Here is a 25259-nt window from a genome sequence, read left to right on the forward strand (position 1 = left end):
GGATGAATCATCGAACTTCAGGACGGGTTCTTTGGCGAAACCTTTTGCCGTCTATGATCGAATTTTTCGAACATCCGCTTTTCAAGGAGCGACACATGCTCAAGCTCAGCCTGGAAGCCATCGAGGTGGTCGACGCCATCGACCGGCACGGCTCGTTCGCGGCCGCCGCCGCGCGGCTCAACAAGGTGCCCTCGACCATCTCCTACGCGGTCGGCAAGCTCGAGGATCAGCTCGGCATGCAGCTGTTCGAGCGCAACGGGCCGCGCGTCACGCTCACCGCTGCGGGCGGCGAGATGCTCAAGGAGGGACGCTGGCTGCTGGGCGCCGCGAGCGACCTCGAATCGCGCATGCGCCAGATCGCGACCGGCTTCGAGTCCGAGCTGCGGCTGGTGCACGACTCGCTCATTCCGACGCAGGCGCTCATCGACGACGTGCGCGCGTTCGAGGACCTGCGCTGCGGCACGCGGCTGCGCATCTGCTGCGAGGCGCTCACAGGCAGCTGGGAGGCCTTGCGCGAGGGCCGCGCCGACGTGGTCATCGCCGCCGGCGAAGGTCCGGCCGGCGGTGGCTACCAGGCCGTGGACGTGGGCAGCCTCGAGTTCGTGTTCTGCGTGGCGCCCACGCACGCGCTCACGCGCCTGAACCGGCCGCTGCAGCGCGGCGACCTGCTCGGCCACAACGCCATCGTGGTGGGCGACAGCGCACGCACGCTGTCGGACCGCACCGTCGGGCTGATGGCCGGGCAGCCGCGCATCGCGGTGCCGTCGATGACCGCCAAGATCGCGTGCCAGGTTGCAGGGCTGGGGCACGGCTTCCTGCCGCGCGCGTGCGTCGAGGGCGAGCTGGCGCGCGGAACGCTGGTCGAGCTGCAGACCGAGGAGCCGCGCGCGCCCGAGGCCTTCTGGCTGGCCTGGAAGACCGGCGCCAAGGGGCAGGCGCTGCAGTGGTGGGTGAAGCGGCTGAGCCGTCCGCTGGTGCCGGCGCTGCTGCCGCGGTCGCTCTGAGGGCGCCGCGCATCGGGGCCTGACAGGCGAGGCAGCGCACGACACGCGCAGGCGCAGCCGCCACGCCCCCACTGCCGGCGTGCGTCGATACCCGGCCGCGACAAGCGGCGGCGACGCGTCGGATCACCAGCCGGCGCTCGACCACGGCCTCGCGCTCGAGCAGCGCTTTTCAGCCGGTGCAGCGCATCGGCCAGCGCGGCCCTGCCACGCACCGCGCCCAGCGACAGCCGGACCACGTTCGGCGCGTCGACCCCTGCCGCGAACGCGGCCGACGGCGTCAGCGAGAGACCTTCGGCCAGTGCCGCGCGCGCCAGCTCGTGTGCAGTCCAGCGCGCCGACGGCGGGTGCCAGATGTGGATGCCGCGGCCCGAGGCCTTCGCCGGCACGCCCAGGATGCCGCTGGCCAGGTCGTGGCGCGCCCATGTCTCCGCGCGCACTTGCTCGAGCAGGTGCGTGGCCGAGCCGTCGTGCACCCATTGCGTGGCGAGCGCGGTGGGCAGCGGCGACGCCATCAGCGCGAAGGTGCGCAGGGCATCGAGCAGGCCGGCGGACCTGTCAGCCCGCGTGCATCCGCCGCCAGCGCGCGGGCGACGTCCCCACCTGCGCGGAGAACACCCGCGTCAGGTGGCTCTGGTCGGCGAACCCGCAGGCGGTGGCGATCTCGGCGATCGGAACGCCCGGCTGTGCCAGCAGGCGGCGCGCGGCCTCCACGCGCTGCGCGACCAGCCAGGCATGCGGCGTCTGACCGGTGGTGCGCTTGAAGGCCTTGCTGAAATGGCTGCGCGACAGCGCGCATTCGGCTGCCACCTCGGCCAGCGACACATCGCCGGCCAGGCGCGACACCAAGAAGGCCTTGGCGCGGCGCTCCTGCCAGGGCGCGAGCCCGCTCGCCTCGGCGCTGGCCGCGCCCGCCACACCGCCGTAGGCGTGCAGCACATGCGCCTTCAGCGCCAGCGCGAGGTGGTCGACGAACAGCCGACTCGCCGTCTCGGGCTGCACCAGCGCCGGCAGCATGGCGCGCGCCAGGCTGGCGACCACCGGATCGACCGTGCCCGCCTCGCAGCGCAGCGCGCCGACACGCGGCACGGCCATCTCCTCGGCGAACGCATCGAGGGTCGCGCGCGGCATGTGGAACAGCATCGAATGGAAAGGGCTGCACACGTACGCGACGGAGGATTCCGAGAGATGCGTGATGTGGAGCGCTTCCTCGCGCTGCAGGCCCAGCCGCAGCGTGGTGTTGCCGCTGCGGATGCGGCGGCTGCCGCCCGAGGCGATCTCCACGCTGAGCAGGAAGGCGTCTTCCGAGGGCAGCGGGGGCAGCACGAACAGGTGCGGCTGCTCATAGCGCATGTGCGCGATGCCGATTTCCGAGCCCCAGCGCGAGGTGGCGACGAGCGAGGGCACGGCGTCGACGCCGTACTGCATGGCCAGGCGCCGGCCGAAGCCGCCGTCGCGGCAAGAGGAGGTTGGCATGGCGCGCATGTTAGCCGCCCGTGCCGCCACGCTTCAGTCGCAGACCAGTTCGGTCTTCGCGGCCGCACACAGGCGCGCCTTCTCGGCGTCGGACAGCGGCGGCCCCGACACCAGGCCGTCGAGCATCAGCACCGCGGGGTACAGGCGCTCGTCCCGCGGGTTCTTCCGGTAGGCCTTCATCACGAGCCGCTGGCCTTCCTTCGTGCAGACCTTGCGCTGCTCGCGCGCCACCTCCTTGTCGCGCGCCGAGCCGTCGCCCGAGAACTCGCCGGCGAAGTGGAAGCACATCGCCGCATCCTCGACCGCCTTGCGCAGCGGCTGCTCGTCCTTGGAGAAGGCCGCGGGTGCGGCAAGCGAAAGAGAGGTCGACAGCAGCCCGACGCCCGCCGTCGCAAAGATCCAACGAAAGTCCATGGCGCAAAAACCTTTTCTTGCTTCAACGAAGAAGGCCGCCTTGCGGCGGCCTTCGACAGTTTGGGTTGCAGCCCCTTCGCGAAACACCTCGGACCCGGCTTCGCCGGGCCGCAGGTGTTGACCCCGGCAGGGGGACAGGAGAAGCGACACGAAGTGCGCAGAGCCTGGGGGCGAGTCCAGAAACACCGAGGAACCGGCTCTGCCGGGCCTCAGGTGTTGCCCCCGGCAGGGGGAAGGAGAAGCGGACACGAAGTGCCGCGAAGCCTGGGGGCGAGCCAGAAACACCGAGGAACCGGCTCCGCCGGGCCTCAGGTGTTGCCCCCGGCAGGGGGAAGGAGTAGCGGACACGAAGTGCCGCGAAGCCTGGGGGCGAGCCTTACTTCCCGCCAGGGACCTTGCCCTCGACGCCCTTGACATAGAAGTTCACGCCCGACAGGAACTTGTCGTCGGCCACGGCGTCCTTGGCGACCACTTCCTTGCCGTCCTGACCCAGGATCGGGCCCTTCCAGATCACGAAGCTGCCGTCCTTCAGGCCCTTCTTGACTTCCTCGACCTTGGCCTTGGTCTCGGCCGGCACGTCCTCGGCGATCGACACGAGGTCGATGGCGCCTTCCTTCACGCCCCACCAGGCCTGGCCGGTGGCCCACTTGCCGTCCAGCGCTTCCTGGGTGGCCTTGACGTAGTAAGGCGTCCAGTTGATCGTGGCCGAGGCCAGGTGGGCCTTGGGACCGTAGGCGGTCATGTCGGAGTCCCAGCCGAAGGCGCGCTTGCCCTTTTCCTGTGCGGTCTTGAGCACGGCCGGCGAATCGGTGTTCTGGAACAGCACGTCGGCGCCGCCGTTGATGAGGGCCGTGGCCGCTTCGGTTTCCTTCGGCGGGCTGAACCATTCGTTCACCCACACGACCTTGGTCGTGATCTTCGGGTTGACCGACTGCGCGCCCAGAGTGAAGCTGTTGATGTTGCGCAGCACTTCGGGAATCGGCACCGAGCCGACCACGCCGAGGGTGTTGCTCTTGGTCATGGCACCGGCGATGACGCCGGCCATGTACGCGCCCTCGTACGTGCGGCTGTCGTAGGTGCGCATGTTCTCGGCGGTCTTGTAGCCGGTGGCATGCTCGAACTTCACGTCCTTGCTGTCGGCCGCGACCTTGAGCATGGGTTCCATGTAGCCGAAGGTGGTGCCGAAGATCAGCTTGTTGCCCTGGCCGACCATGTCGCGGAACACGCGTTCGGCGTCGGCGCCTTCGGGCACGCTTTCGACGAAGGTGGTCTTGATCTTGTCGCCGAATTCCTTTTCGAGGGCCTTGCGCGCGTTGTCGTGCGCGAAGGTCCAGCCGCCGTCGCCCACCGGTCCGACATAGGCGAATGCGATGTTCAGCGGTGCCGCCGGGGCCGGAGCTGCCGCGGCCGGTGCCGGGGCGGGTGCGGGCGCCGCGGCCGGTGCTGCCGCTTCTTCCTTCTTGCCGCAGCCGATCAGGGCCGCCGAAGCGACGGCCGTGAGGGCAGCCAGCTTGAGCAGGGAGCGCTTGTTCAGATCATTCATTGTCGGAAATCCTCAAAAGGACGGGTTGGCGGAAAAACGAAGACGCGATTATGAGCCGGGGTAGAACGGCTTCCCGATGGAAGCCGGCATGTTCGCGCGGATGAACGCCGGGTTGCGCGAGATCAGCGCCAGCACCACGATCGGCGCGATGTACTGCAGCATGCTGAGGAACTGCGACGGCACGTCGACACCGCTGCTCTGGAAGTGGAAGCCCAGCATCGTCACGCCGCCGAACAGGTAGGCGCCCAGCAGCACCCGCACCGGCCGCCAGGTGGCGAAGGTGGTCAGGGCCAGAGCGATCCAACCGCGGCCGGCCACCATGCCCTCGACCCACAGCGGGGTGTAGACGGTGGACAGGTACGCCCCCGCCAGCCCGCACAGCGCGCCGCCGGCGATCACCGCCAGGAAGCGGATGCGCCGCACCGGATAGCCGAGCGCATGCGCCGATTCGGGCGATTCGCCGACCGAGCGCAGCACCAGGCCGGCCCGCGTGCGGTAGAGGAACCAGATCAGCGCGAAGGTCAGCACCACCGCGAAGTACACCATCGGGTGGTGGCGGAACAGCGCCGGGCCGACCAGCGGGATGTCGCCGAGCACGGGAATGGCGTACGACGCGCTCTCCGGCAGCTTGGCCTGCACGAAATTGATGCCGGCAAAGGCCGAGAAACCCACGCCGAACAGGCTCAGCGCCAGGCCGGTCGCGTACTGGTTGGTGTTGAGCCAGATCACCAGCACGCCGAAGAAGGCCGCCAGCAGCGCGCCCGCCGCCATGCCGGCAAGAAAGCCGAGCCAGGGGTTGTGCGTGGTGACCACCGTGGCGAAACCCGCGATGGCGGCGCAGAGCATCATGCCCTCGGCGCCCAGGTTGACGATGCCGGCCTTCTCGTTGATGAGCAGGCCCAGCGCCGCGATGGCGAGCACGGTGCCAGCGCTCAGCGTGGAGCCGAGCAGGAGTGCATAACTGTCCATGATCAACGGCTCCCTTCGGTGGCACGCGCCACGGGCGCAGTGATCGGCGTGCTGGCCTGCAGCGAAGCGGTGGTCATGCCGGCGGCGGCCGCCCTGGCCGCGGCCTTGCGGCGGATGCGGTACGCAATGAGCGTATCGCAGGCCAGCAGCGTGAACAGCAGCAGGCCCTGGAACACGCCGGTGAGCGACTTGGGCAGGCCCAGGCGCGACTGCGCGAGCTCGCCGCCGATGTAGAACATGCTCATCAGGATGGCCGAGAAGATCATGCCCACCGGATGCAACCGGCCGACGAAGGCCACGATGATCGCCGCGAAGCCGTAGCCCGCCGGTACGTACGGCGTGAGCTGGCCGAGCGGGCCGGCCACCTCGAGCGCTCCGGCCAGGCCGGCGGCGCCGCCGGAGGTCAGCAGTGCGATCCACACGGCGCGGCGCGCCGAGAAGCCGGCATAGCGCGAGGCGGCCGGCGCCAAGCCGCCGACCTGCTGCGCGAAGCCGGCGCGGGTGCGGAACAAAAACACCCACAGCGCGCCCGCGCCCACCAGCGCGATGACGAGGCCGATGGTCACGCGCGAACCCTTGAACAGCCGCGGGATCTGCGTGACCGCCTCGAAGGTCTTGGTCTGCGGAAAGTTGTAGCCGTTCGGGTCCTTCCACGGGCCGTAGACCATGTAGCCCAGCAGCAGCGTGGCGACGTAGACCAGCATCAGGCTCACCAGGATCTCGTTGGCGTTGCACCGGTCGCGCAGGAACGCGACGATGCCCGCCCACACCATGCCGCCGGCGATGCCCGCAGCCAGGATGGCCGGCACGATCCACTGGCCGGTGGTCTTGTCGGCCAGCAGCGCGACGCCGCCGGCCGCGATGGCGCCGAACACGAACTGCCCCTCGGCGCCGATGTTCCACACGTTCGAGCGGAAGCACACGGCCAGCCCGAGCGCGATGATCAGCAGCGGCGTGGCCTTGACCATGAGTTCGCCGAGCGCATAGCCGCTCTTGATGGGCTCCCAGAAGAACACCAGCAGGCCCTTCACCGGGTCCTTGCCCAGCGCGGCGAACAGCGCCACGCCGATGAGCACCGTGATCAGCAGCGCCAGGATCGGCGAGGCGTAGCTCCAGAAGCGCGACAGCTCGGGGCGGGGTTCGAGCTTAAGCATGGGCCGCCTCCGGATGCGATGCCTGGCCTTGCCACAGGCCGCTCATCCATTCGCCGATCTGCGGCAGCGTGGCGGCCGCGCGATCGATGGAGGGCGACAGCCGCCCCTTGGCGATCACGTGCAGCCGGTCGCAGATGTTGAAGAGCTCGTCGAGCTCCTCGCTGATGACCAGCACCGCACACCCGGCATCGCGCAGCGCCAGGATCTCGGCGTGGATGAGCGCCGCGGCGCCCACGTCCACGCCCCAGGTCGGCTGGGAGACGATGAAGAGCTTCGGGTTGGCGTCGATCTCGCGGCCGACGATGAATTTCTGCAGGTTGCCGCCGGAAAGCGACCGTGCCGCCGCCTTCGGGCCGCCCGCCTTCACCTTGAACCGCTCGATGATGGCCCTGGCCTGGCGGTCGAGGGCGCCGGTGCGGATCCACCCGCCGCGGCCCACCGCGTCGCCGCGCGTGAGCAGCAGGTTGTGCGCAAGGCCCAGCGTGGGCACGGCGCCGCGGCCCAGCCGCTCCTCGGGCACGAAATGCAGACCCAGCGCGCGCCGCGAACGCGGGCGCAGCCGGCCGGCCGGCTTGTCGAACACCCGCACCATGGCGGCATCGGCACGCACGTCCTCGCCCGACAGGGTGTAGAGCAATTCCTTCTGGCCATTGCCCGAAACACCGGCGATGCCGACCACTTCGCCCGCGCGCACGTCGAAGGAGATGCCCTCGAGGTCCACGCCGAACTGGTCCTCGCGCGCCAGCGTCAGGCCCTGCACGCGCAGCGCCACGTCGCCCGCATGCACCGGCCGGTGCTGCAGCGGCGGCGGCTCGCTGCCGATCATGAGCCGCGAGAGCGACTGCGTGCTTTCCTGCTGCGGATTGCACACGCCCGTGACCTTGCCGCCCCGCAGCACGGTGCAGGCGCTGCACAGCTCCTGGATCTCGTGCAGCTTGTGGCTGATGTAGAGGATGCTGCAGCCCTCGGACGACAGCTTCTTCAGCACGTTGAACAGCTTGATGACCGCCTGCGGCGTCAGCACCGAGGTCGGCTCGTCGAGGATCAGCAGCTTGGGGTTGGTGAGCAGCGCACGGATGATTTCCACGCGCTGCATCTCGCCGACGGACAGCGTGTGCACCGGGCGCGACGGGTCGATGTCGAGGCCGTATTCCCCGGCCTTGGCCGTGATGTTGCGCGCGACCTCCGCGAGCTGCAGCGACTTGTCCAGCCCCAGCCACACGTTCTCGGCCACGGTGAGGGTGTCGAACAGGCTGAAGTGCTGGAACACCATGCTGATGCCCAGCGCCCTCGCCTGCTGCGGATTGCGCAGGTTGACGGGCTGGCCGTCGAACAGCACCGTGCCTTCGTCGGGCTTGACCGAGCCGTAGATGATCTTCATCAGGGTCGACTTGCCGGCCCCGTTCTCGCCGAGCACGGCGTGGATTTCGCCGGGCGCAACGGCCATCGAGATGTCGCTGTTCGCCACCACCGCGGGATACCGCTTGGTGATGTTCGCGAGCTGGAGTCTGGGGGTTGTCATGCCGGTTTTCGTGGGTTGTCTCGTTCAACAGCGACGGGGCGGTGTACAGCTATAAGTTTAATAGCGTACAGACCGCCCCTCCATCCCGGCCGCGCCTCAGTGGGCGCCGACGTACGCGAACTTGAAGAGGAACACCGCCGCGATGATCCAGACCGACACATGCACTTCCCGTGCCCGCCCGGTGAACAGCTTCAGGATCGCGTACGAGATGAAGCCGAAGGCCAGGCCGGTAGCGATCGAATACGTGAACGGCATCGCCAGCGCGGTGAGAGCCGCCGGGATCACCTCGGTGGTGTCGTCCCAGTTCAGCTCGGTCAGGTCGCGCAGCATCAGGCAGCCGACGAAGAACAGCGCCGGCGCGGTGGCGTAGGCAGGCACCGAGGCCGCCAGCGGCGAGATCATCAGGCAGGCCAGGAACAGCAGCGCCACCACCACCGCCGTGAGGCCGGTGCGTCCGCCGGCCTGCACGCCCGCCGCGCTCTCCACGTAGGCCGTGGTGCTCGAGGTGCCGAGCAGCGAACCCGCGAAGATCGCCCCGCTGTCGGCCAGCAGCGCCTTGTTCATGCGCTCCATCTTGCCCGGCACCAGCAGCCCGGCGCGCTTGGCCACACCCATCAGCGTGCCGGTGGCGTCGAACATCTCGACCAGGAAGAACACCAGCACCACGTTCAGGATGCCGCCCTTGAGCGCGCCCATGATGTCGAGCTGCATGAACGTGGGCGCCACCGACGGCGGCGCCGCGAACACGCCACCGAACTTGTTGCCGCCCACGAAGAACGAGGCCACGGTCACCGCCAGGATGCCGATGAGGATGGCGCCGCGCACCTTCAGCCGGTCGAGGATCACGATCAGGAAGAAGCCGAGGGTCGCCAGGATCACCGGCGCCGAGTGGACGTCGCCCAGCGTCACGAAGGTGGCCGGCGAGGCCGCCACCACGCCCGCGCTCTTGAGCGCGACCAGCGCCAGGAACATGCCGATGCCCACCGTGATCGCGGTTCGCAGCGAATGCGGTATGCCGTCGATGATCAGCTTGCGCAGCCCCGTGACCGTGACCACCAGGAACAGGCAGCCCGAGATGAACACCGCCCCCAGCGCCACCTGCCACGTATAGCCCATGCCCAGCACCACCACGTACGAGAAGTACGCGTTGAGCCCCATGCCCGGCGCCATGGCGATCGGGTAGTTGGCGTACAGGCCCATGATCAGCGTGCCGAAGGCCGCGATCACGCAGGTCGCGACGAACACCGCGCCCTTGGGCATGCCTGCGTCGCCGAGGATGCTCGGGTTCACGAAGATGATGTAGGCCATCGTGAGGAAGGTCGTCAGGCCGGCCACCAGCTCGATGCGCACGGTGGTGTTGTGCTCGGCGAGCTTGAACACCCGTTCCAGCAGACCCGAGCCGCTTGCGCTGCCCACAGCCGCGCGCGCACGCGCGGACTCGACATGCCCCGGCGCGCGGGGCTCGGCGCCTTGCGGCGCCTGTTCAAACGTACTCATTTCGCTTGTCTCCAGCTGTTGTAGTGGCGGTTGCTTCATCGTTGCCCCCGCTCACGACGCCGGCGCAAGCGGGGATCTCTCAGGGATCGGAGGTTTCAGGCGCCGCGGGCGGGCGCACGGCGGCGGCCGCGGGTATCGCGGAAACCGGGGGACGCAGCGACGCCGCCACGTCCTTGATGCATTCGCGCAGCCAGCGCGCCGAGCTCGACGAATGGGTGCGTTCGTGCCAGAGCTGGTAGTACATGAGCCGGGGCAGCGCCACCGGACAGTCGAGGATCTTCAGCGGCAGCCGGTCGGCGAAGCGTTCGCAGTACTGGCGCCCGGTGGTCAGCACCAGCAGGCTGGACGCCACCATGTCGGGAATGAGGCTGAAATGCGCGCAGCGCGCCGTGATGTTGCGCTGCCGGCCCAGCTCGTCGAGCATCTGGTCGATGATGCCGCGCCCGCCCGGATGCATGGGCGTGGGCGCGATGTGCTCGGCGGCCAGCCAGGTCTCCAGGTCCCAGCCGCGGCGCACCGCCGGATGGTCCTTGTTCACCAGCGACACCACCTCGTCGCCGAATAGGCGCGCCATGTGCAGGTCTTCCGGCGGCTTGAGCCAGTTGCCGATCACCAGGTCGACCTGCCCGAGCGCGAGGTGGCCGTGGTAGTCCGAGTCGGGCGACAGCGCATGGATCTCGATCTGGCACAGCGGAGCGTCGCGCTTGACCTGCGCCACCAGCATGGGCAGGAACAGCGGATCCATGTAGTCGCTGGCCGCGATGCGGAAGGTGGTGGCGGCGGACTGCGGATCGAAGCCGCGCGCATCGGAGAACAGCATCTCGGCCGCACGCAGGATGCTCGCCGCAGGCTCGATCATGCGCAGCCCCGCGTCGGTCGGCACCATGCCCGAGCCCGAGCGCACCAGCAGCGGATCGCCCGACAGCTCGCGCAGCCGCTTCAGCGCCGCCGACACGGCCGGCTGGTACATGCCCAGGCGGATCGCGGCGCGGGAGACGCTGCGGTCGGTCAGCACCGTATGCAGCACCCGGATCAGGTGCAGGTCGATCTTGTCGAAAAGCGCTTGGTCTCTCATGGCTGTTCACACCTTTCTTGTCTGTGCGAACAGTTATACAGCGCGACATTTGGCGAAACCGGTTGAAGAAATGAAGCTCGGACCGTGCGAGCACGGCCCGCTGTCATTCGGCCGCTGCGCCCTGCACCGCCGTGATGGCGCGCAGGATCGACTCGCTCGTGGCCGGCGCCTTCAGCGGCGGATCGACCTTGTGGTCGCCGGCCGCCGACACCGCGTCGCGGATCGCGAAGAAGACCGAGAACGGCAGCAGCAGCGGCGGCTCGCCCACGGCCTTGCTGCGGTGGATCGAATCCTCGAAGTTCTGGCCCTCGAACAGCCGCACGTTGAACACCGGCGGGCAGTCGTTGGCCGTCGGGATCTTGTAGGTGCTCGGCGCGTGCGTGGTGAGCTTGCCGCTCTGCGGATGCCACACCAGCTCTTCGGTGGTGAGCCAGCCCATGCCCTGGATGAAGGCGCCCTCGACCTGGCCGATGTCGACCGCCGGGTTCAGCGACTTGCCCGCGTCGTGCAGGATGTCGGCGCGCAGCAGCTTCCATTCGCCGGTCAAAGTGTCGACGATCACCTCGCTCACCGCCGCGCCGTACGCGTAGTAGTAGAACGGGCGGCCCTGCATCCTGTCCTTGTCCCAGCTCAGGCCGGGCGTGGCGTAGAAACCGTCGGACCACAGCTGCTTGCGGTCGAGGTAGGCCTCGCCCACCACGGTGCTGAAGGCCAGCGAGCGGCCATTGACCTCGACCTTGTCGTTCGCAAAGCGCACTTCGTTCGCCTTGCCGCCGTGGCGCTCCGCGGCGCACTCGGCCAGGCGCTCGCGGATCTGCCGAGCGGCGTCCTGCGCGGCCTTGCCGTTGAGGTCGGCGCCGGTCGACGCGGCGGTGGCCGAGGTGTTGGCCACCTTGGTGGTGTCGGTCGCGGTGACGCGTACGCGCTCGAAGCTCACGCCCAGCTCGTGCGCCACCACCTGCGCCACCTTGGTGTTCAGGCCCTGGCCCATCTCGGTGCCGCCGTGGTTCACGAGGATCGAGCCGTCGGTGTACACGTGGACCAGCGCGCCGGCCTGGTTGAAGTGCTTCACGTTGAACGAGATGCCGAATTTCAGCGGCGCCAGCGCCAGCCCGCGCTTGAGCACCGGGCTCTTTCGGTTGAAGGCCGCGATGTCTTCGCGGCGCGCGCGGTAGCCGCTGGTGGTCTCGAGCTCGGCCACGAGTTCGTGGACGATGTTGTCGGTCACCGTCTGGCGGTAGGGCGTGACGTTGTTTTCGGTCTTGCCGTAGAAGTTGACGCGCCGCACGTCGAGCGGGTCGCGCCCCAGTTCGCGGGCCACCGAGTCCATGATGTTCTCGATGGCGATGGCGCCCTGCGGCCCGCCGAAGCCGCGGAAGGCCGTGTTGCTCTGCGTGTTGGTCTTGCCCGAGAAGCCGTGCATCGACACGTTGGGCAGCCAGTAGGCGTTGTCGAAGTGGCACAGCGCGCGCGTCATGACCGGACCCGACAGGTCCGCCGAATGACCGGCACGCGACACCATCGTGATCTCCGCGCCGAGGATGCGGCCTTCGTCGTCGTAGCCCACCTCATACTCGTACCAGAAGCAGTGGCGCCGGCCGGTGACCATGAAGTCGTCGTCGCGGTCCAGGCGCAGCTTCACCGGCCGCTGCAGTTGCCGTGCGGCCACGGCCGCCACGCAGGCGAACAGGGCCGACTGCGACTCCTTGCCGCCGAAGCCGCCGCCCATGCGACGGCATTCCACGTGCACTTCGTTCGACTGCAGGTGCATCGCATGCGCCACCAGGTGCTGCATCTCGCTCGGGTGCTGCGTGGAGCAGTGGATGTGCAGCGCGCCGCCTTCCTTCGGAATGGCGTAGCTGATCTGGCCCTCGAGATAGAACTGTTCCTGCCCGCCGACGTCGAGCGTGGACTTGTGGCGATGCGGCGCCTGCGCGATGGCGGCGCGCACGGCGGCCTCGTCGCCCTCGTTCGCGCCGCCGCCGCTGCGCACGATGTGCATCGGCGGCACCACGTACTGGCCGCGCGCGTGGGCGGCCTGCGGCGTGAGCACCGGCGGCTGCGCCTCGATCGTCATCGCGTCCTTCGCCCTGGCCGCGGCGCGGCGGGCCTGTTCGCGCGTGCTGGCGATCACGGCGAACACCGGCTGGCCGAGGTAGCGGATCTCGCCGCCGTCGTTCACCGGCAGCAGGATGGGGTCGTCGTGGATGATCGAGCCGCAGTCGTTGGTGCCGGGGATGTCGTCGGCCGTGAGCACCGCGACCACGCCCGGCATGGCGCGGATGGCGTCGAGCGAGAGCGCCGTGACGCGGCCGCTGGCCGCCGGCGAAAGCCCCAGCGCGCAATGCAGCGTGCCGGCGAGCTCGGGAATATCGTCGATGTAGGTGGCCTCGCCGGCCACGTGCAGGTGCGCCGATTCGTGCGGGCGGCTGATGCCCACGCGCATGCCGCGTTCGTGCGCCAGCGCCTCCGCGCCCACGTCGATGCGCGCGGCGGTGTTGGCGAGGTAGTCGGCGAAGGCCTCGGCGGGCTGCAGCAGCCGGGCGTCGATGGGTTTGTTCATGGTCAGACTCCTGCGGCCGAGGTCGGGGTCGCGGCGGACGGGGCGTGGGGCATCACGCTCCAGACGCTGGTTTCTTCGAGCGACAGCGCGTCGTCGGCGCGGGTTTCGAGCCACAGGCGCTGGATGAGGTTCTGCGCCACCAGCAGCCGGTAGTCGGCCGAGGCGCGCATGTCCGACAGCGGCTTGAAGTCCTGCGCCAGCGCGAGCCTGGCGGTCGCCACGCTGGCCTGCGTCCACGGCTTGCCGACGATGGCGGCTTCGGCGTTGGCCGCGCGCTTCACGGTCGCGGCCATGCCGCCGAAGGCCAGCCGCACGGCCTTCACCGTGTCGGAGCCGGCTTCGAACTCGATGGCGAAGCCCGCGCACAGCGCGGAGATGTCGCAGTCGAAGCGCTTGCTGATCTTGTAGGCGCGCACCTGGCGCTTCATCGCCGCATGCGGTATGGCCAGCCCCTGCACGAACTCGCCCGGCTGCAGCTGGTTCTTCATGTAGTCGAGATAGAACTCCGGCAGCGGCATCCGGCGCACCGCGTCGCCGCGGCGCAGCTCGATCTGAGCGTCGAGCGACATCAGCACCGGCGGCGAATCGCCGATGGGCGAGCCGTTGGCCACGTTGCCGCCCATGGTGCCGGCGTGGCGGATGGGCGGCGAGGCGAAGCGCAGCCACACGTCCTGCAGGCTGGGCACGCGCTGCACCAGCGCTTCGAAGGCCGATTCGAGCGAGGCGCCGGCACCGATGTAGAGCTCGTCGGTGCGGTCCTCGATGGTCTTCATCTCGGCCACGTCGCCCACGTAGATGATGTCGCCGAGGTCGCGGAACTGCTTGTTGACCCACAGGCCGACGTCGGTGGAACCGGCGAGCAGCTGCGCGCGCGGCTTCTGCTCGCGCAGCGCAGCGAGCTGCGCCAGGGTCCGCGGGGCGTGGAAATGATCGATGCGGGCGCCGAGCGGCGCCGCATAGTCGAGGCCGTCGTCCTTCAGCGCGGCAAGCGCCGCGACCACGGGCCCGGTGTCCAGCCGCACGGCGGGCAGGTCGAACATGCGCTGGCCGGCGTCGAGGATCGGGCGGTAGCCGGTGCAGCGGCACAGGTTGCCCGACAGGTCGTCGGCCAGCTGCTGGCGCGTGGGCTGTGTGCCTTCGGTCTGGTGGTGCTCGTAGGTCGACCACAGCGACATCACGAAGCCGGGCGTGCAGAAGCCGCACTGCGAACCGTGGCAGTCGACCATCGCCTGCTGCACGGGGTGCAGCGTGTGAACGGTGTGGGGCTTCTTCTCGTCGGTCTTCTCGACCTTGCACTGGCCCTTGAGGTCCTCGACGGTGAAGAGCGCCTTGCCGTGCAGCGTGGGCAGGAACTGGATGCAGGCGTTCACCGTCTGCAGGTTCAGCCCGCCCACGGTGCCCGGCGCGTGCGGGTCGGTGGCGAGCTCGCCGATGACCACCGTGCAGGCGCCGCAGTCGCCTTCGTTGCAGCCTTCCTTGGTGCCGGTGCAGCGGGCGTCCTCGCGCAGCCAGTCGAGCACGGAACGGGTCGGGTGGACGCCGGTGACGTCGACGATCTTTCCGCGATGGAAGAAGCGGATCGGTTGAATCTGGCTGCTGTGGCTGCTGTCGGTGCTCATGCTTTTGGGGCTCGTGGGGACCCGTCGTGGGTCAGTCATGGACGTTAGCGGCTAGTCCGGCGTCGTGCATACGGGGTCGCCCATAACGCGTATGTGGGGGTCGGTATGCCACGTACGGGGAAACCCTTGGCGCCGCGCTGCAATTCCCGGGCCACGTCGCGCCGGGGGCCGCCTTCCAGCGGCGGCAAGGGAGGCTACACGCGAGGCCGGCCGGTCGACTCGCGCACGACCAGCGACACGTCGACCTCATGATGCAACGCGGCCGGCCGACCCGCCAGCGACTTGACGAGGTATTCGCCGGCGCGCGTCCAGACCTCGTCGGTCGGCACGTGCATGGTGGTGAGGCTGGGGCGCAGGTGGCGGCTCCATTCGAGGTCGTCGAAGCCCATCACCGACAGGTCGCTGGGCACGTTGAGGCCGCGGCGCTCGGCCTCGAGCAGCACGCCGTAGGCGATCACGTCGTTGCCGCAGACCACCGCCGTGGGCCACTGCTCGCGCGAGGACGACAGCAGAACGCGCGCGCCCTGGCGCGCATCGTCGAGGTGGTACGGCACCTCGATGTACCACTCGGGCCGCAGCGCGAGGCCGCTTTCGGCCAGCGCACGCCGCACGCCCGATACGCGCGCCGTGGCGCGGTCGTTGTTCGAGGAGATGGCGGCGACCATGCCGATGCGCGTGTGGCCCAGCTCCATCAGGTAGCGGCAGGCGCGGTAGGCCGCGGCCTCGTTGTTGCCGCCGACCGAGGCATAGGGCTTGTCGGGGTGGTACACGCCCACGTTCACGAACGGGATGCGCTGCGAGGCCAGCAAGCGGCGCAGCGCGTCGGTGTGGGTGTCGCCGCGAAGGATCAGCCCGTCGATGCCGCGGCTGGCCATGTTCTGCGCCTGGCGCGCCTCGGTCTCGGGGTCGTAGCCGCTGGTGGACAGCAGCAGCAGGTAGCCCTGGAGCGAGAGATAGCTCTGCAGCGCCTCGATGCCGCGCGCGAACATGGCGTTGTCCACCGTCGGAATGATCGCGCCGATGGTGCGCGTGCGGCGCGACGACAGCGCGCGCGCCGCGGCGTCGGGAATGTAGCCGAGCTCGGCGATGGCCGCGTCGATGCGCATGCGCAGCTCGGGGCTCACCGACTCCGGGTTGTTGAGCGTGCGCGAAATCGAGGCCGTGGAAACGCCCACGTGCTTGGCGACGTCGCGGATTCCCACTGATTTCGGCTTCATGATGAAACAGTTTACAGGAAGCGGTACGTAGCCGTTTACAGCCATTTTTGCGGGAAATCCCCTATCAATTTCTCCTGTGAAGCGTCTTCCCTGGCGTTGACATCGACCGGCACCGTTCCGATAATTTTGTAAACGGTTACATGGCGATTCGCGCGCCGTGACGACCTCGCCTTCGACACGTCACAGGAGACAAAGAAATGAGACAAGCCTTCCGCGCCACTGCATCCGTTCGCGCCGTCGCCATGCTCGTCGCGGCTTCTTGCGCCGGCGCCGCCTTCGCCCAGGAGTTCAACTGGAAGAAGCACCAGGGCAAGACCCTGACCTTCCTGGCCAACAACAACCCGGTAGCCAATGCGCTGCTCAAGTACAAGGGCGACTTCGAGCAGCAGACCGGCATGACGCTGAAGGTCGACTCCTACCAGGAGCAGCAGATGCGCCAGCGCCTGGTGACGGTGATGAACTCTCGCAGCGACGAGGTCGACGTGTTCATGTCGCTGCCCTCGCGCGAGGGCATGCAGTTCGCCAAGGCCGGCTGGTACGCCGACCTCAACGAGTTCGTGAAGGGCGCCAGCGCCAAGGACTACGACTTCGCCGACCTGAGCGCCGGCATGCTCAAGGACGCCACCTACGACAAGCAGCTCACCGGCATCCCGATGAACGTCGAGGGCCCGGTGCTCTACTACCGCAAGGACCTGTTCCAGAAGTGCGGCGTGTCGCTGCCCAAGAGCCTGCCGGAGCTGGAGGCCGTGTCCGCCAAGCTCAAGAGCTGCGAGCCCGGCGTCACGCCTTTCGTGTCGCGCGGCCTGAAGCCCGCCCTGCCCTTCACCTACAGCGTGTTCCTGCACAACATGGGCGGCCAGTACATGAAGGACGGCAAGTCGCAGCTGTGCAGCAAGGAAGGCCAGGCCTCGCTGGCGCTGTACGCCAAGCTGCTGAAGGACTACGGCCCGCCCGGCGTCGTGAACTACAGCTTCTATCAGATCTCCTCGCTCTACCGGGAAGGCAAGGCCGCCATGGCCTTCGAGTCGTCCAACGAGCTGCGCAACGTGATGGACGGCGGCGCCCGCCTGAAGGACACCGCCGTCGCGGTGCTGCCGGCCGGCCCCGGCGGCTCGCACCCGACCGTGATCGGCTGGACCATGTCGGTGTCGGCGCACAGCAAGAACAAGGAGGCCGCCTGGTACTTCGTGCAGTGGGCCACCAGCCCCGCGGTGCAGGCCAAGCTGGCGCTCGACGGCGTGGCGCCCCCGCGCACGGCCGTGGCCAAGGCGCCCGGCTACAAGGCCTGGACCGACGAACAGCCGGTGCGTGCCGAGTGGGTAGCGGCCGTCAACGAACTCAGCCGCACCGGCACTTCCGAGGTGGGGTACCCCATCGTCGCCAACCCGGCCTCGCGCGACTTCATCGGCCAGGCCGCCACCGAACTGCTGCTGGGCCAGAAGACGCCCGCACAGGCCTGCGCCGACGCCGACAAGCAGCTCGACGCGCTCATCGCCAAAGACTGACCCGATGGCCGTGTTCGATTTTTCCGCGGACCACCGCGTGCTGGTGGTCGGTGGCGCCGGCGACATCGGCGCCGCCATCTCGCGCGCCTTCCTGGAGATGGGCTGCAGCGTCATCGCCACCGGCGTGGACGAAGCCGCGCTCGCCGCCAGTTCGCTGGCGCCTTCGCCGAAGCTGTCGCTGCGCACGCTCGACGTGACGAGCGACGCGCAGGTCGCCGGCTTCGTCGGCGGACTCGACCGGCTGGACACGCTGGTCAACTGCGCCGGCATCCTCGCGCGCTTCAAGGAGTTCGAGATCGAGACCTTCCAGCGCGTGCTCGACGTCAACCTCACCGGCACCTTCCGCCTGTGCAACGCGAGCCTGCCGCTGCTGGAACGGGACAAGGGCAGCATCGTGAACGTGGCGTCGATGAACGCCTTCGTCGCGCTGCCCTTCATCCCGGCCTACTGCGCGAGCAAGGGCGGCGTGGTCATGCTCACCAAGTCGCTCTCGCTGGCATGGGCCGAGCGCGGCGTGCGCGTGAACGCCATCGCGCCGGGCTACGTGGAGACCGCCATCAACGCGGCCGGCCGGCAGGACAAGGCGCACTACGAGCGCATCCGCTCGCGCATCCCCCTCGGCCAGTGGGCGCAGCCCGGCGACATCGCGGGCAGCGCGGTGTTCCTGGCATCGCCCGCGGCGCACTACGTGACCGGCACCGTGCTCGCGGTGGATGGCGGCTTCCTCGCGGGCTGAAGGCCAGGGACCACGCATGAGCCAATCCATCGGCACGCGAGGCCAGCTCGCGTTTCTATCCCTGCCGGCCGTGATCTTCACGACCGCGATGATCGCCTTCCCCTTCGCCTACACGGTGTGGTTCAGCCTTCATGAATACAGCTTCGGCGGCAAGCCCAAGCTCAACTTCGGCATGAACTACGTCGAGATGGCGTCCGACGGCGAGTTCTGGAACGGCCTGAAGATCACGCTGGTGCTCTATGTGCTGTCGCTGGTGCTCCAGCTGGTGCTCGGCACCTGGGTGGCGCTGCTGCTCCACGGCTCGAAGAAGCTCTCGGGCATCGTTCGCACGCTCATGATCTCGCCCTTCGTGCTGCCGCCGGTGGTGGTCGGCATGATGTGGCTGGTGGTGCTCGACCCTTCCATCGGCGCCGCGAACTACCTGCTGCAGGCCGTGGGGCTGCCGCGCTCCGACTGGCTGGCCTCGCCCGTGTGGGTGATCCCCACGGTCGCGATGATCGACACCTGGCAGTGGACGCCCTACGTCGCGCTGATCGTGCTGGGCGGACTGCAGTCGCTGCCGCCCAACGTGTACGAGGCCGCGCAGATCGACGGCGCCTCGCGCTGGAAGACCTTCTGGCGCATCACGCTGCCGCTGCTGATGCCCACGCTGGTCACCGCTGCCATCCTGCGCAGCGTCGACCTGCTGCGCTTCTTCGACATCATCTACATCACCACCCAGGGCGGGCCGGGCAACGCGTCGAACACGCTGAACATCTACGGCTTCCGCAAGGGCTTCGAGCTGTTCGAGATCGGCTACTCGAGCGCGCTGATGATCACGCTGTCGGCCATCGTGCTCGGCGCGGTGATGGTGCTCACCCAGGCGCGCAAGCGCGTGGCATGGTGAACGGGAAGACGCCATGAACGACAAGCTCGTGCAACGCCTCAACCTGCTGCAGATCGCCTTCGTGGCGCTGCTGATCCTGCTGCCCATCGCATGGATGGCGCTCTCGTCCTTCAAGCCCTCCGCCGAGGTCACGGCTTACCCGCCCAAGCTGATGTTCTCGCCCACGCTGGAGAACTACCGCACGCTCTTCGGCACCACGCCGTTCCTGCACTACACCTGGAACAGCACGGTCATCACCGTGGGCTCGACCGCCATCGGCCTGCTGCTGGGCATTCCGGCGGCCTTCGCGGTCTCGTGGACGCGCATCACCTGGCCGGCCACGGTCACGCTGCTGGCGCGCATGGCGCCGGGCACGCTGTTCCTGCTGCCCTGGTACGTGATGTTCCGCGAGGCCGGAATGATCGGCAGCTACTGGGCGCTCATCCTCACGCACGCGGCCATCACCATGCCGATCGTCATCTGGGTGCTGCTGCCCTTCTTCGACAACATCCCGCGCAGCGTGCTCGAGAGCGCGCAGGTCGACGGCTGCAGCGTGCCGCGCATCCTGTGGCGCATCGCGCTGCCGCTGGTCATGCCGGGCGTGGTGGTGTCGTCGATCCTGTCGTTCGTGTTCTCGTGGAACTACTTCCTGTTCGCGCTCGTGCTGTCGAACGGCGACACCAAGACGCTCATTGCCGCGTCGTTCAACTTCATCGGCGAGGGCGCGTCGAACTGGGGCGCGCTGATGGCGGCCGCCACCCTCATCGCGCTGCCGCCGCTCGCCCTCGCATTCATCGTCCAGCGCAGGCTCGTGTCGGGCCTGGCCATGGGCGCCGTCAAAGGTTAGGAGACCCTCATGCAAGCTGCCATTTTTCACGGCGACAAGAACATCACCATCGGCGAGGCGCCCATGCCGGTCGCCGGCGCGGGCGAGGTGCTGCTGCGCGTGCGCCGCACCGCGCTGTGCGGCTCGGACACCAAGCTGTGGTTCAACGGCGCCAGCTTCACGCCCGGCCACGAGATCTTCGGCGTGGTGCAGCAGCCCGGCCACGCGCTCGACGGCCGGCGTTGCCTGGTCTACATCCCGGTGCACTGCGGCCACTGCGAGTCGTGCCGCGCGGGCGACACGCAGATGTGCCTGAACGAGTCGGTGCTGGTCGGCTGGAACCGCCCCGGCGGTTACGCCGAGTACCTGACCGTGCCCGAGCAGTGCCTGCTGCCCGTGCCCGACGACATCGAGGACGAACTCGCCCCGCTGCTGCTGGACACCATCGGCACCGCCGCGCACGGCATCCGCTTCGTCAAGCCGCTGGTGCCGCCCGAGACCACCGGCCCCGTGCTGGTGACGGGCGCCGGTCCGGTGGGCATCGGCGCGCTCATCGCGCTGCAGAACATCGGCTACACCGACGTGTACGTGTCCGATCTGAAGGAAGAACGGCTGCAGCTGGCCGAGTCCTTCGGTGCGAAGCGCCATCCGGTGGGCGACGCCAGCAAGCGCTTCAAGCTGATTGTGGAGTGCAGCGGCGCGCACGCGGCGCGCAGCCTGGGCATGGAGATCGTGCTGCCGCGCGGCGTGCTCATCCTCATCGGCGAGAGCGACAAGCCCTGGCCGGTGCAGGAGAACAAGGCGATCCGCCGCAAGGACTTCTACATGGTGCGCACCTTCTACTTCCCCAAGAGCGACTTCGCGCTCAACGTGGAACTGCTGCGCGGCGAGAAGGCGCGCTACCGCAAGCTGGTGGATGCGCAGTTCGGCATCGACCGGCTGCCCGAGATGTTCGGCCGCTTCGTGGCGGGCGAACTGGTGAAGCCGCTGCTGGCCTTCGCCTGAGGACGCACAGGCATGGCGTCCATCCGACTGAACGGGCTGGTCAAACGCTTCGGCGACGTGGCCGTGATTCCCTCGCTCGACCTGGAGATCCGCGACGAGGAGTTCGTGGTCTTCGTCGGCCCCTCGGGCTGCGGCAAGTCGACGCTGCTGCGCATCATCGCCGGCCTGGAGCCCATCGACAGCGGCGACCTCTTCATCGGCGACACGCGCGTGAACGACGTGGCACCGGCGCAGCGCGACATCGCCATGGTGTTCCAGGACTACGCGCTCTACCCGCACATGACCGTGCGCGACAACATGGGCTTCGGCCTGGAGATGCGCAACACGCCGAAGGACGAGATCGCGCGCCGCGTCGACCGCGCCGCCGGCATGCTGCGCATCGAGCCCTACCTCGACCGCAAGCCCAAGGCCCTGTCGGGCGGCCAACGCCAGCGCGTGGCCATGGGCCGCGCGATGGTGCGCAACCCGAAGGTGTTCCTGTTCGACGAGCCGCTGTCCAACCTCGACGCCAAGCTGCGCGGCGAGGTGCGCACCGAGATCAAGGCGCTGTCGCAGCAGCTGAAGACCACCATGATCTTCGTCACGCACGACCAGGTCGAGGCCATGACCATGGCCGACCGCATCGTGGTGCTCAAGGCCGGCGTGGTGCAGCAGTTCGGCACGCCCGAAGAGGTCTACAAGTCGCCTGCCAACCAGTTCGTGGCCGGCTTCATCGGCTCGCCGACCATGAACTTCTTCGACGTGCAGGCCGAAGGCAGCCATGTGCGCATGGACGACGGCACGCTGTTCGCCATGCCGCCACGCTGCGCCGGCGTCACCGGCGCCGCGACGCTCGGCGTGCGGCCCGAGCACATGCAGGTGCTACCGGCCGGTGCGCCCGGCCTGCGCGTGCAGGTGAGCGTGGTCGAGCCGCTGGGCTCCGACACGCTGGTGTACTTCGACCGCGCCGGCAAGCGGCATGTGGCGCGCGTGGCGCCCGAGCTGCAGGTGCATCCGAAGGACACCATCACGCTGGCCTTCGACATGGACAAGTGCCACCTGTTCGACGCGAACGACGGCGCGGTGCTGCGTTGCTGAGATGAGCGCATCGCACCAGCCCGTTCCGCGCGTGACCTGCCTCGGCCTGTCCGCGCTCGACATCACCTGGCAGGTCGACGATCTGCCGCAAGGCGGCGGCAAGACCCGCGCGAACGACGTGCGCGAAGGCGGCGGCGGCATGGCGGCCAATGCGGCCGCCGCGGCTGCGCGCCTCGGTGCCGCCGTTCGGTTCTGGGGCCGCGCCGGCGAGGACAGCGCCGGCCACGAGATGAAGGCGCAGCTCGCGGCGCTGGGTGTGGACGTGGCGCATTTCCGCCTGTTCGAAGGCGCGCGCTCGTCGCTGTCGGGCATCGTGGTCGATACGCGCGGCGAACGCATGATCGTCAACTTCCGCGGTGCCGGCCTGCCCGCCGATCCAGGCTGGCTGCCGCTCGAATCGCTGGCCGCCACCGACGCCGTGCTGGCCGACCCGCGCTGGCCCGAAGGCGCGCTCGCCCTCTTCGGCGCGGCGCGCGAACGCGCTCTGCCCACGGTGCTCGACGGCGACGTGGCCGATGCCGCCGTGTTCGACCTGCTGCTTCCGCACACCGACCATGCCGTGTTCTCCGAACCAGGCCTCGCCGGCTACGCCGCCGGCGCGCGCACGGTCGACGACCAGCTGTCGTTCGCCCTCGCGCGCGGCTGCCGCCTTGCGGCCGTGACGCTTGGCGAGCACGGCCTGCGCTGGGCCGACGCGAGGGGCCTGCACAGCCTGCCCGCCTTCGAGGTGAGGGCCGTCGACACCACCGGTGCCGGCGACGTCTTCCACGGCGCATTCGCCTTTGCGCTCGGTGCCGGCTGGCCCGTGCGCCGCGCCTTCCAGTTTTCCGCCGCGGTGGCGGCCCTGAAGTGCACACGACCCGGCGGACGCGCCGGCGTGCCCGACTTCGCCACCGCGATGTCCCTCGTCGATTCCATCAAGGAGTGAATCCCCTCATGACTACACCTGCCCTGAACCTCGGCAAGAAATGGGGCATGCGCCGCATGGCCACGCCCCAAGGCCACTTCACCATGGTCGCGCTCGACCAGCGCCCGCCCATCGCGCAGCTGATCGGCGCCAAGCGCGGCATCGCACCCGCCGACGTGAGCTTTGCCGACATGGTGGACGTCAAGCGCACGCTGGTCGACACGCTCGGCGCGCACGCCAGCGCGATGCTGTTCGACCCGAACTACGCCTTTCCGGCCGCGTTGCAGAAGCTGCCCGCGCACACCGGGCTCGTGGTCACGCTCGAAGACCACCGCTTTCGCGACACGCCGGGCGGGCGCCTGTCGCATTCCATCAACGACTGGAGCGTGGAGAAGATCAAGCGCGCCGGCGGCGACGGCGTGAAGGTGCTGGCGTGGTACCGGCCCGATGCTGAGCCCGACGTGCTCGCGCACCAGCAGGACTACGTGCGCCGCATCGGCGAGGAATGCCGCCAATGGGACATCCCGCTGGTGCTCGAGCTGCTGGTGTACCCCTTTCCCAAGAGCGAACGCCATACGGTCGACTACATCGAATCGCCGGAGAAGATGCCCGAGCTGGTCATCGAGAGCGTGCGCGAATTCGCCAAGCCCGAGTACGGCGTGGACCTGTTCAAGCTCGAGAGCCCGCTACCCGGCGCCACGCTGCCCGCACGCGACGGCAGCGCCGCGCACACCGCCGCGCAGGGCTGGTTCGACCGGATGGGTGCCATCTGCAAGGACGCGAACATTCCGTGGGTGATGCTGTCGGCCGGCGTGACCTCGCCGCAGTTCGTGCGGGTGATGGAGTACGCCTACGCGGCGGGCGCGCACGGCTTCCTGGCCGGCCGCGCGGTGTGGTGGCAGGCGCTGCAGAACTTCCCGGACCTCGGGCGCTGCGCCGAGCAACTGCGCAAGGAAGGCAGCGCCACGCTGGCCGAGCTCGAAGCGCTCACGCTGCGCGCGGGCAATGCATGGCATGCGGACTACAGCGCCTTCGACGCGATGAAGGCCGAGGGCGAACTCTGTGCGGCCTATGCCTGACGGCATGCGCGGGACAAGCGCGCACGGGACAATCGGCGCATGACTTCCACTGCACCGGACTCCGCCGCCTTCACCGTCGAGCGCCTCGACGTCTTCGTGTTCCGCGCACCGGCCGATCCGCCGGTGCAGACCTCCTTCGGCGTCATGCGCGACCGGCCGGCGGTGCTGGTGCGGCTCACCGATGCCGACGGCGCGGTGGGCTGGGGCGAGATCTGGTGCAACTTTCCGACGGTGGGCGCGGAGCACCGCGCCCGCATGGCGCTGGCCTACTGCCGGCCGGCCGTCACCGGCCGCGCGTGGTCGCATCCGCGCGAATGCTTCGACGAACTCACGAAGCGCTTCGCGGTGCTCGCCCTGCAGACCGGCGAGCACGGCACGCTGAACCAGATCGTGGCGGGCGTGGACACCGCCCTGTGGGACCTCTACGCGCGCCGCCAGGGCAAGCCGCTGTGGCAGGTGCTCGGCGGCGAAGAGGCGCGGCCGGTGCAGGTGTATGCGTCGGGCCTGAACCCGACCGAACCCGAGAAGCTCGCGCTGCAGAAGCGCGACGAGGGCTACCGCGCGTTCAAGCTCAAGGTGGGCTTCGGCGCAGAGCGCGACCTGGCCAACCTGCGCGCCCTGCGCGATGCGCTCGGCAGCGAGGCCACGATGATGGTCGACGCCAACCAGGCCTGGGACTTCGACGAAGCCTGCAAGGCCGGCCATCGCATGGAGGACTTCGACCTGCTGTGGCTCGAGGAGCCGCTGCGCGCCGACCAGCCCGCGCAGCGCTGGAAGGAACTGAGCGAGCGCCAGCCGCTGACCCTCGCCGGCGGCGAGAACCTGGCCGGCTTCGCGCAGTACCGCGACTTCATCGCGACCGAGGGCATGGCCATCATCCAGCCCGACCTGGGCAAGTGGGGCGGCTTCAGCGGCTGCCTCGATGTGGCGAAGCAGACGCTGGCAGCGGGCAAGTGGTATTGCCCGCACTGGCTGGGCGGCGGCATCGGCCTCGTCGCCTCGATGCACCTCAAGACCGCCGTGGGCGGCCCTGGCTACGTGGAGGTCGACAGCAATCCGAACCCGCTGCGCGAACTGCTGGCCGTGCCCAACTTCACGGTCGACGACGGCCGGGTGCAGCTGTCGGACGCGCCGGGCCTGGGCGTAGCGCCGGACCTGGCGGCATGCAAGGGGTACGTCGTCGAGATCCCGATGGTCGGCATCTAGCCG

Annotated in this window: 21 protein-coding genes; 10 read left to right on the plus strand and 11 right to left on the minus strand. The window is 68.9% G+C overall.

All coding sequences use genetic code 11. From position 1 onward, the window contains the following. Positions 1-95 precede the first annotated feature (95 nt). A complete protein-coding gene (locus AACL56_RS27395; protein ID WP_339093133.1) occupies positions 96-1004 on the plus strand; it encodes a LysR family transcriptional regulator in 909 nt (302 codons plus the stop codon). 555 nt (positions 1005-1559) lie between these two features. On the opposite strand, the gene AACL56_RS27400 is transcribed toward AACL56_RS27395, so the two are convergent. The 11 genes from AACL56_RS27400 to AACL56_RS27450 form a co-directional block, all read right to left on the minus strand. Then, positions 1560-2477 (minus strand): AraC family transcriptional regulator, encoded by a 918-nt coding sequence (locus AACL56_RS27400; protein WP_339093134.1) that lies wholly within the window; start codon positions 2475-2477, stop codon positions 1560-1562. Between the two features lie 33 nt (positions 2478-2510). Beyond that, the gene (locus tag AACL56_RS27405) at positions 2511-2891 is read right to left on the minus strand and encodes a hypothetical protein (RefSeq protein ID WP_339093135.1); all 381 of its coding nucleotides are present in this window, start codon (positions 2889-2891) and stop codon (positions 2511-2513) included. A 376-nt stretch (positions 2892-3267) separates the two neighbouring features. Beyond that, positions 3268-4434, minus strand: coding sequence for a BMP family ABC transporter substrate-binding protein (locus AACL56_RS27410; RefSeq protein ID WP_339093136.1), 1167 nt, complete (start codon positions 4432-4434; stop codon positions 3268-3270). Between the two features lie 48 nt (positions 4435-4482). Then, entirely contained in the window at positions 4483-5403 is a 921-nt protein-coding gene (locus tag AACL56_RS27415) for an ABC transporter permease (RefSeq protein ID WP_339093137.1), read from the minus strand. 2 nt (positions 5404-5405) lie between these two features. Further along, the gene (locus AACL56_RS27420) at positions 5406-6557 is read right to left on the minus strand and encodes an ABC transporter permease (RefSeq protein WP_339093138.1); all 1152 of its coding nucleotides are present in this window, start codon (positions 6555-6557) and stop codon (positions 5406-5408) included. Beyond that, positions 6550-8079 carry an ABC transporter ATP-binding protein gene (locus AACL56_RS27425; RefSeq protein ID WP_339093139.1) on the minus strand — a complete coding sequence of 510 codons (1530 nt, stop codon included), beginning with the start codon at positions 8077-8079 and terminating at the stop codon, positions 6550-6552. The genes AACL56_RS27420 and AACL56_RS27425 overlap by 8 nt, the downstream gene beginning before the upstream one ends. A gap of 96 nt (positions 8080-8175) precedes the next feature. Then, entirely contained in the window at positions 8176-9576 is a 1401-nt protein-coding gene (locus tag AACL56_RS27430) for an NCS2 family permease (RefSeq protein WP_339093140.1), read from the minus strand. 79 nt (positions 9577-9655) lie between these two features. Then, positions 9656-10651 carry a LysR family transcriptional regulator gene (locus AACL56_RS27435; protein WP_339093141.1) on the minus strand — a complete coding sequence of 332 codons (996 nt, stop codon included), beginning with the start codon at positions 10649-10651 and terminating at the stop codon, positions 9656-9658. 103 nt (positions 10652-10754) lie between these two features. Continuing rightward, entirely contained in the window at positions 10755-13214 is a 2460-nt protein-coding gene (gene xdhB / locus AACL56_RS27440) for a xanthine dehydrogenase molybdopterin binding subunit (RefSeq protein WP_339093142.1), read from the minus strand. A gap of 2 nt (positions 13215-13216) precedes the next feature. Further along, a complete protein-coding gene (gene xdhA / locus AACL56_RS27445; protein ID WP_339093143.1) occupies positions 13217-14833 on the minus strand; it encodes a xanthine dehydrogenase small subunit in 1617 nt (538 codons plus the stop codon). 194 nt (positions 14834-15027) lie between these two features. Further along, positions 15028-16050, minus strand: coding sequence for a LacI family DNA-binding transcriptional regulator (locus AACL56_RS27450; protein WP_339093144.1), 1023 nt, complete (start codon positions 16048-16050; stop codon positions 15028-15030). Between the two features lie 197 nt (positions 16051-16247). Between AACL56_RS27450 and AACL56_RS27455 the strand changes: the two genes are divergently transcribed. From AACL56_RS27455 to AACL56_RS27495, 9 genes are read left to right on the plus strand one after another with little or no spacing between them, the layout of a single operon-like run. Then, entirely contained in the window at positions 16248-17555 is a 1308-nt protein-coding gene (locus tag AACL56_RS27455; RefSeq protein WP_339093145.1) for an ABC transporter substrate-binding protein, read from the plus strand. 4 nt (positions 17556-17559) lie between these two features. Then, positions 17560-18291 (plus strand): SDR family NAD(P)-dependent oxidoreductase, encoded by a 732-nt coding sequence (locus AACL56_RS27460; protein ID WP_339093146.1) that lies wholly within the window; start codon positions 17560-17562, stop codon positions 18289-18291. Between the two features lie 16 nt (positions 18292-18307). Further along, a complete protein-coding gene (locus AACL56_RS27465; RefSeq protein WP_339093147.1) occupies positions 18308-19177 on the plus strand; it encodes a carbohydrate ABC transporter permease in 870 nt (289 codons plus the stop codon). Between the two features lie 13 nt (positions 19178-19190). Further along, on the plus strand, positions 19191-20003 hold the full coding sequence (locus tag AACL56_RS27470; protein ID WP_339093148.1) for a carbohydrate ABC transporter permease: 813 nt from the start codon (positions 19191-19193) through the stop codon (positions 20001-20003). 9 nt (positions 20004-20012) lie between these two features. Further along, positions 20013-20987 carry an alcohol dehydrogenase catalytic domain-containing protein gene (locus AACL56_RS27475; RefSeq protein ID WP_339093149.1) on the plus strand — a complete coding sequence of 325 codons (975 nt, stop codon included), beginning with the start codon at positions 20013-20015 and terminating at the stop codon, positions 20985-20987. 12 nt (positions 20988-20999) lie between these two features. Continuing rightward, entirely contained in the window at positions 21000-22064 is a 1065-nt protein-coding gene (locus AACL56_RS27480) for an ABC transporter ATP-binding protein (protein ID WP_339093150.1), read from the plus strand. Between the two features lies 1 nt (position 22065). Then, positions 22066-22992 carry a PfkB family carbohydrate kinase gene (locus AACL56_RS27485; protein WP_339093151.1) on the plus strand — a complete coding sequence of 309 codons (927 nt, stop codon included), beginning with the start codon at positions 22066-22068 and terminating at the stop codon, positions 22990-22992. An 8-nt stretch (positions 22993-23000) separates the two neighbouring features. Further along, positions 23001-24050 (plus strand): tagatose 1,6-diphosphate aldolase, encoded by a 1050-nt coding sequence (locus AACL56_RS27490; RefSeq protein ID WP_339093152.1) that lies wholly within the window; start codon positions 23001-23003, stop codon positions 24048-24050. Positions 24051-24089: 39 nt separating this feature from the next. Then, complete coding sequence (locus AACL56_RS27495; RefSeq protein ID WP_339093153.1) at positions 24090-25256, plus strand: mandelate racemase/muconate lactonizing enzyme family protein; 1167 nt, start codon at positions 24090-24092, stop codon at positions 25254-25256. Positions 25257-25259 lie beyond the last annotated feature (3 nt).

Origin of the sequence: Variovorax paradoxus (genome assembly GCF_902712855.1) — a bacterium.
GTDB classification, from domain to species: domain Bacteria; phylum Pseudomonadota; class Gammaproteobacteria; order Burkholderiales; family Burkholderiaceae_C; genus Variovorax; species Variovorax paradoxus_Q.

What these genes read in the sequence shown, in the direction of transcription:
- AACL56_RS27395 (WP_339093133.1), top strand. Translation starts at nt 96, where the DNA reads ATGCTCAAGCTCAGCCTGGAAGCCATCGAGGTGGTCGACGCCATCGAC.
- AACL56_RS27400 (WP_339093134.1), bottom strand. Translation starts at nt 2,477, where the DNA reads ATGCCAACCTCCTCTTGCCGCGACGGCGGCTTCGGCCGGCGCCTGGCC.
- AACL56_RS27405 (WP_339093135.1), bottom strand. Translation starts at nt 2,891, where the DNA reads ATGGACTTTCGTTGGATCTTTGCGACGGCGGGCGTCGGGCTGCTGTCG.
- AACL56_RS27410 (WP_339093136.1), bottom strand. Translation starts at nt 4,434, where the DNA reads ATGAATGATCTGAACAAGCGCTCCCTGCTCAAGCTGGCTGCCCTCACG.
- AACL56_RS27415 (WP_339093137.1), bottom strand. Translation starts at nt 5,403, where the DNA reads ATGGACAGTTATGCACTCCTGCTCGGCTCCACGCTGAGCGCTGGCACC.
- AACL56_RS27420 (WP_339093138.1), bottom strand. Translation starts at nt 6,557, where the DNA reads ATGCTTAAGCTCGAACCCCGCCCCGAGCTGTCGCGCTTCTGGAGCTAC.
- AACL56_RS27425 (WP_339093139.1), bottom strand. Translation starts at nt 8,079, where the DNA reads ATGACAACCCCCAGACTCCAGCTCGCGAACATCACCAAGCGGTATCCC.
- AACL56_RS27430 (WP_339093140.1), bottom strand. Translation starts at nt 9,576, where the DNA reads ATGAGTACGTTTGAACAGGCGCCGCAAGGCGCCGAGCCCCGCGCGCCG.
- AACL56_RS27435 (WP_339093141.1), bottom strand. Translation starts at nt 10,651, where the DNA reads ATGAGAGACCAAGCGCTTTTCGACAAGATCGACCTGCACCTGATCCGG.
- xdhB (WP_339093142.1), bottom strand. Translation starts at nt 13,214, where the DNA reads ATGAACAAACCCATCGACGCCCGGCTGCTGCAGCCCGCCGAGGCCTTC.
- xdhA (WP_339093143.1), bottom strand. Translation starts at nt 14,833, where the DNA reads ATGAGCACCGACAGCAGCCACAGCAGCCAGATTCAACCGATCCGCTTC.
- AACL56_RS27450 (WP_339093144.1), bottom strand. Translation starts at nt 16,050, where the DNA reads ATGAAGCCGAAATCAGTGGGAATCCGCGACGTCGCCAAGCACGTGGGC.
- AACL56_RS27455 (WP_339093145.1), top strand. Translation starts at nt 16,248, where the DNA reads ATGAGACAAGCCTTCCGCGCCACTGCATCCGTTCGCGCCGTCGCCATG.
- AACL56_RS27460 (WP_339093146.1), top strand. Translation starts at nt 17,560, where the DNA reads ATGGCCGTGTTCGATTTTTCCGCGGACCACCGCGTGCTGGTGGTCGGT.
- AACL56_RS27465 (WP_339093147.1), top strand. Translation starts at nt 18,308, where the DNA reads ATGAGCCAATCCATCGGCACGCGAGGCCAGCTCGCGTTTCTATCCCTG.
- AACL56_RS27470 (WP_339093148.1), top strand. Translation starts at nt 19,191, where the DNA reads ATGAACGACAAGCTCGTGCAACGCCTCAACCTGCTGCAGATCGCCTTC.
- AACL56_RS27475 (WP_339093149.1), top strand. Translation starts at nt 20,013, where the DNA reads ATGCAAGCTGCCATTTTTCACGGCGACAAGAACATCACCATCGGCGAG.
- AACL56_RS27480 (WP_339093150.1), top strand. Translation starts at nt 21,000, where the DNA reads ATGGCGTCCATCCGACTGAACGGGCTGGTCAAACGCTTCGGCGACGTG.
- AACL56_RS27485 (WP_339093151.1), top strand. Translation starts at nt 22,066, where the DNA reads ATGAGCGCATCGCACCAGCCCGTTCCGCGCGTGACCTGCCTCGGCCTG.
- AACL56_RS27490 (WP_339093152.1), top strand. Translation starts at nt 23,001, where the DNA reads ATGACTACACCTGCCCTGAACCTCGGCAAGAAATGGGGCATGCGCCGC.
- AACL56_RS27495 (WP_339093153.1), top strand. Translation starts at nt 24,090, where the DNA reads ATGACTTCCACTGCACCGGACTCCGCCGCCTTCACCGTCGAGCGCCTC.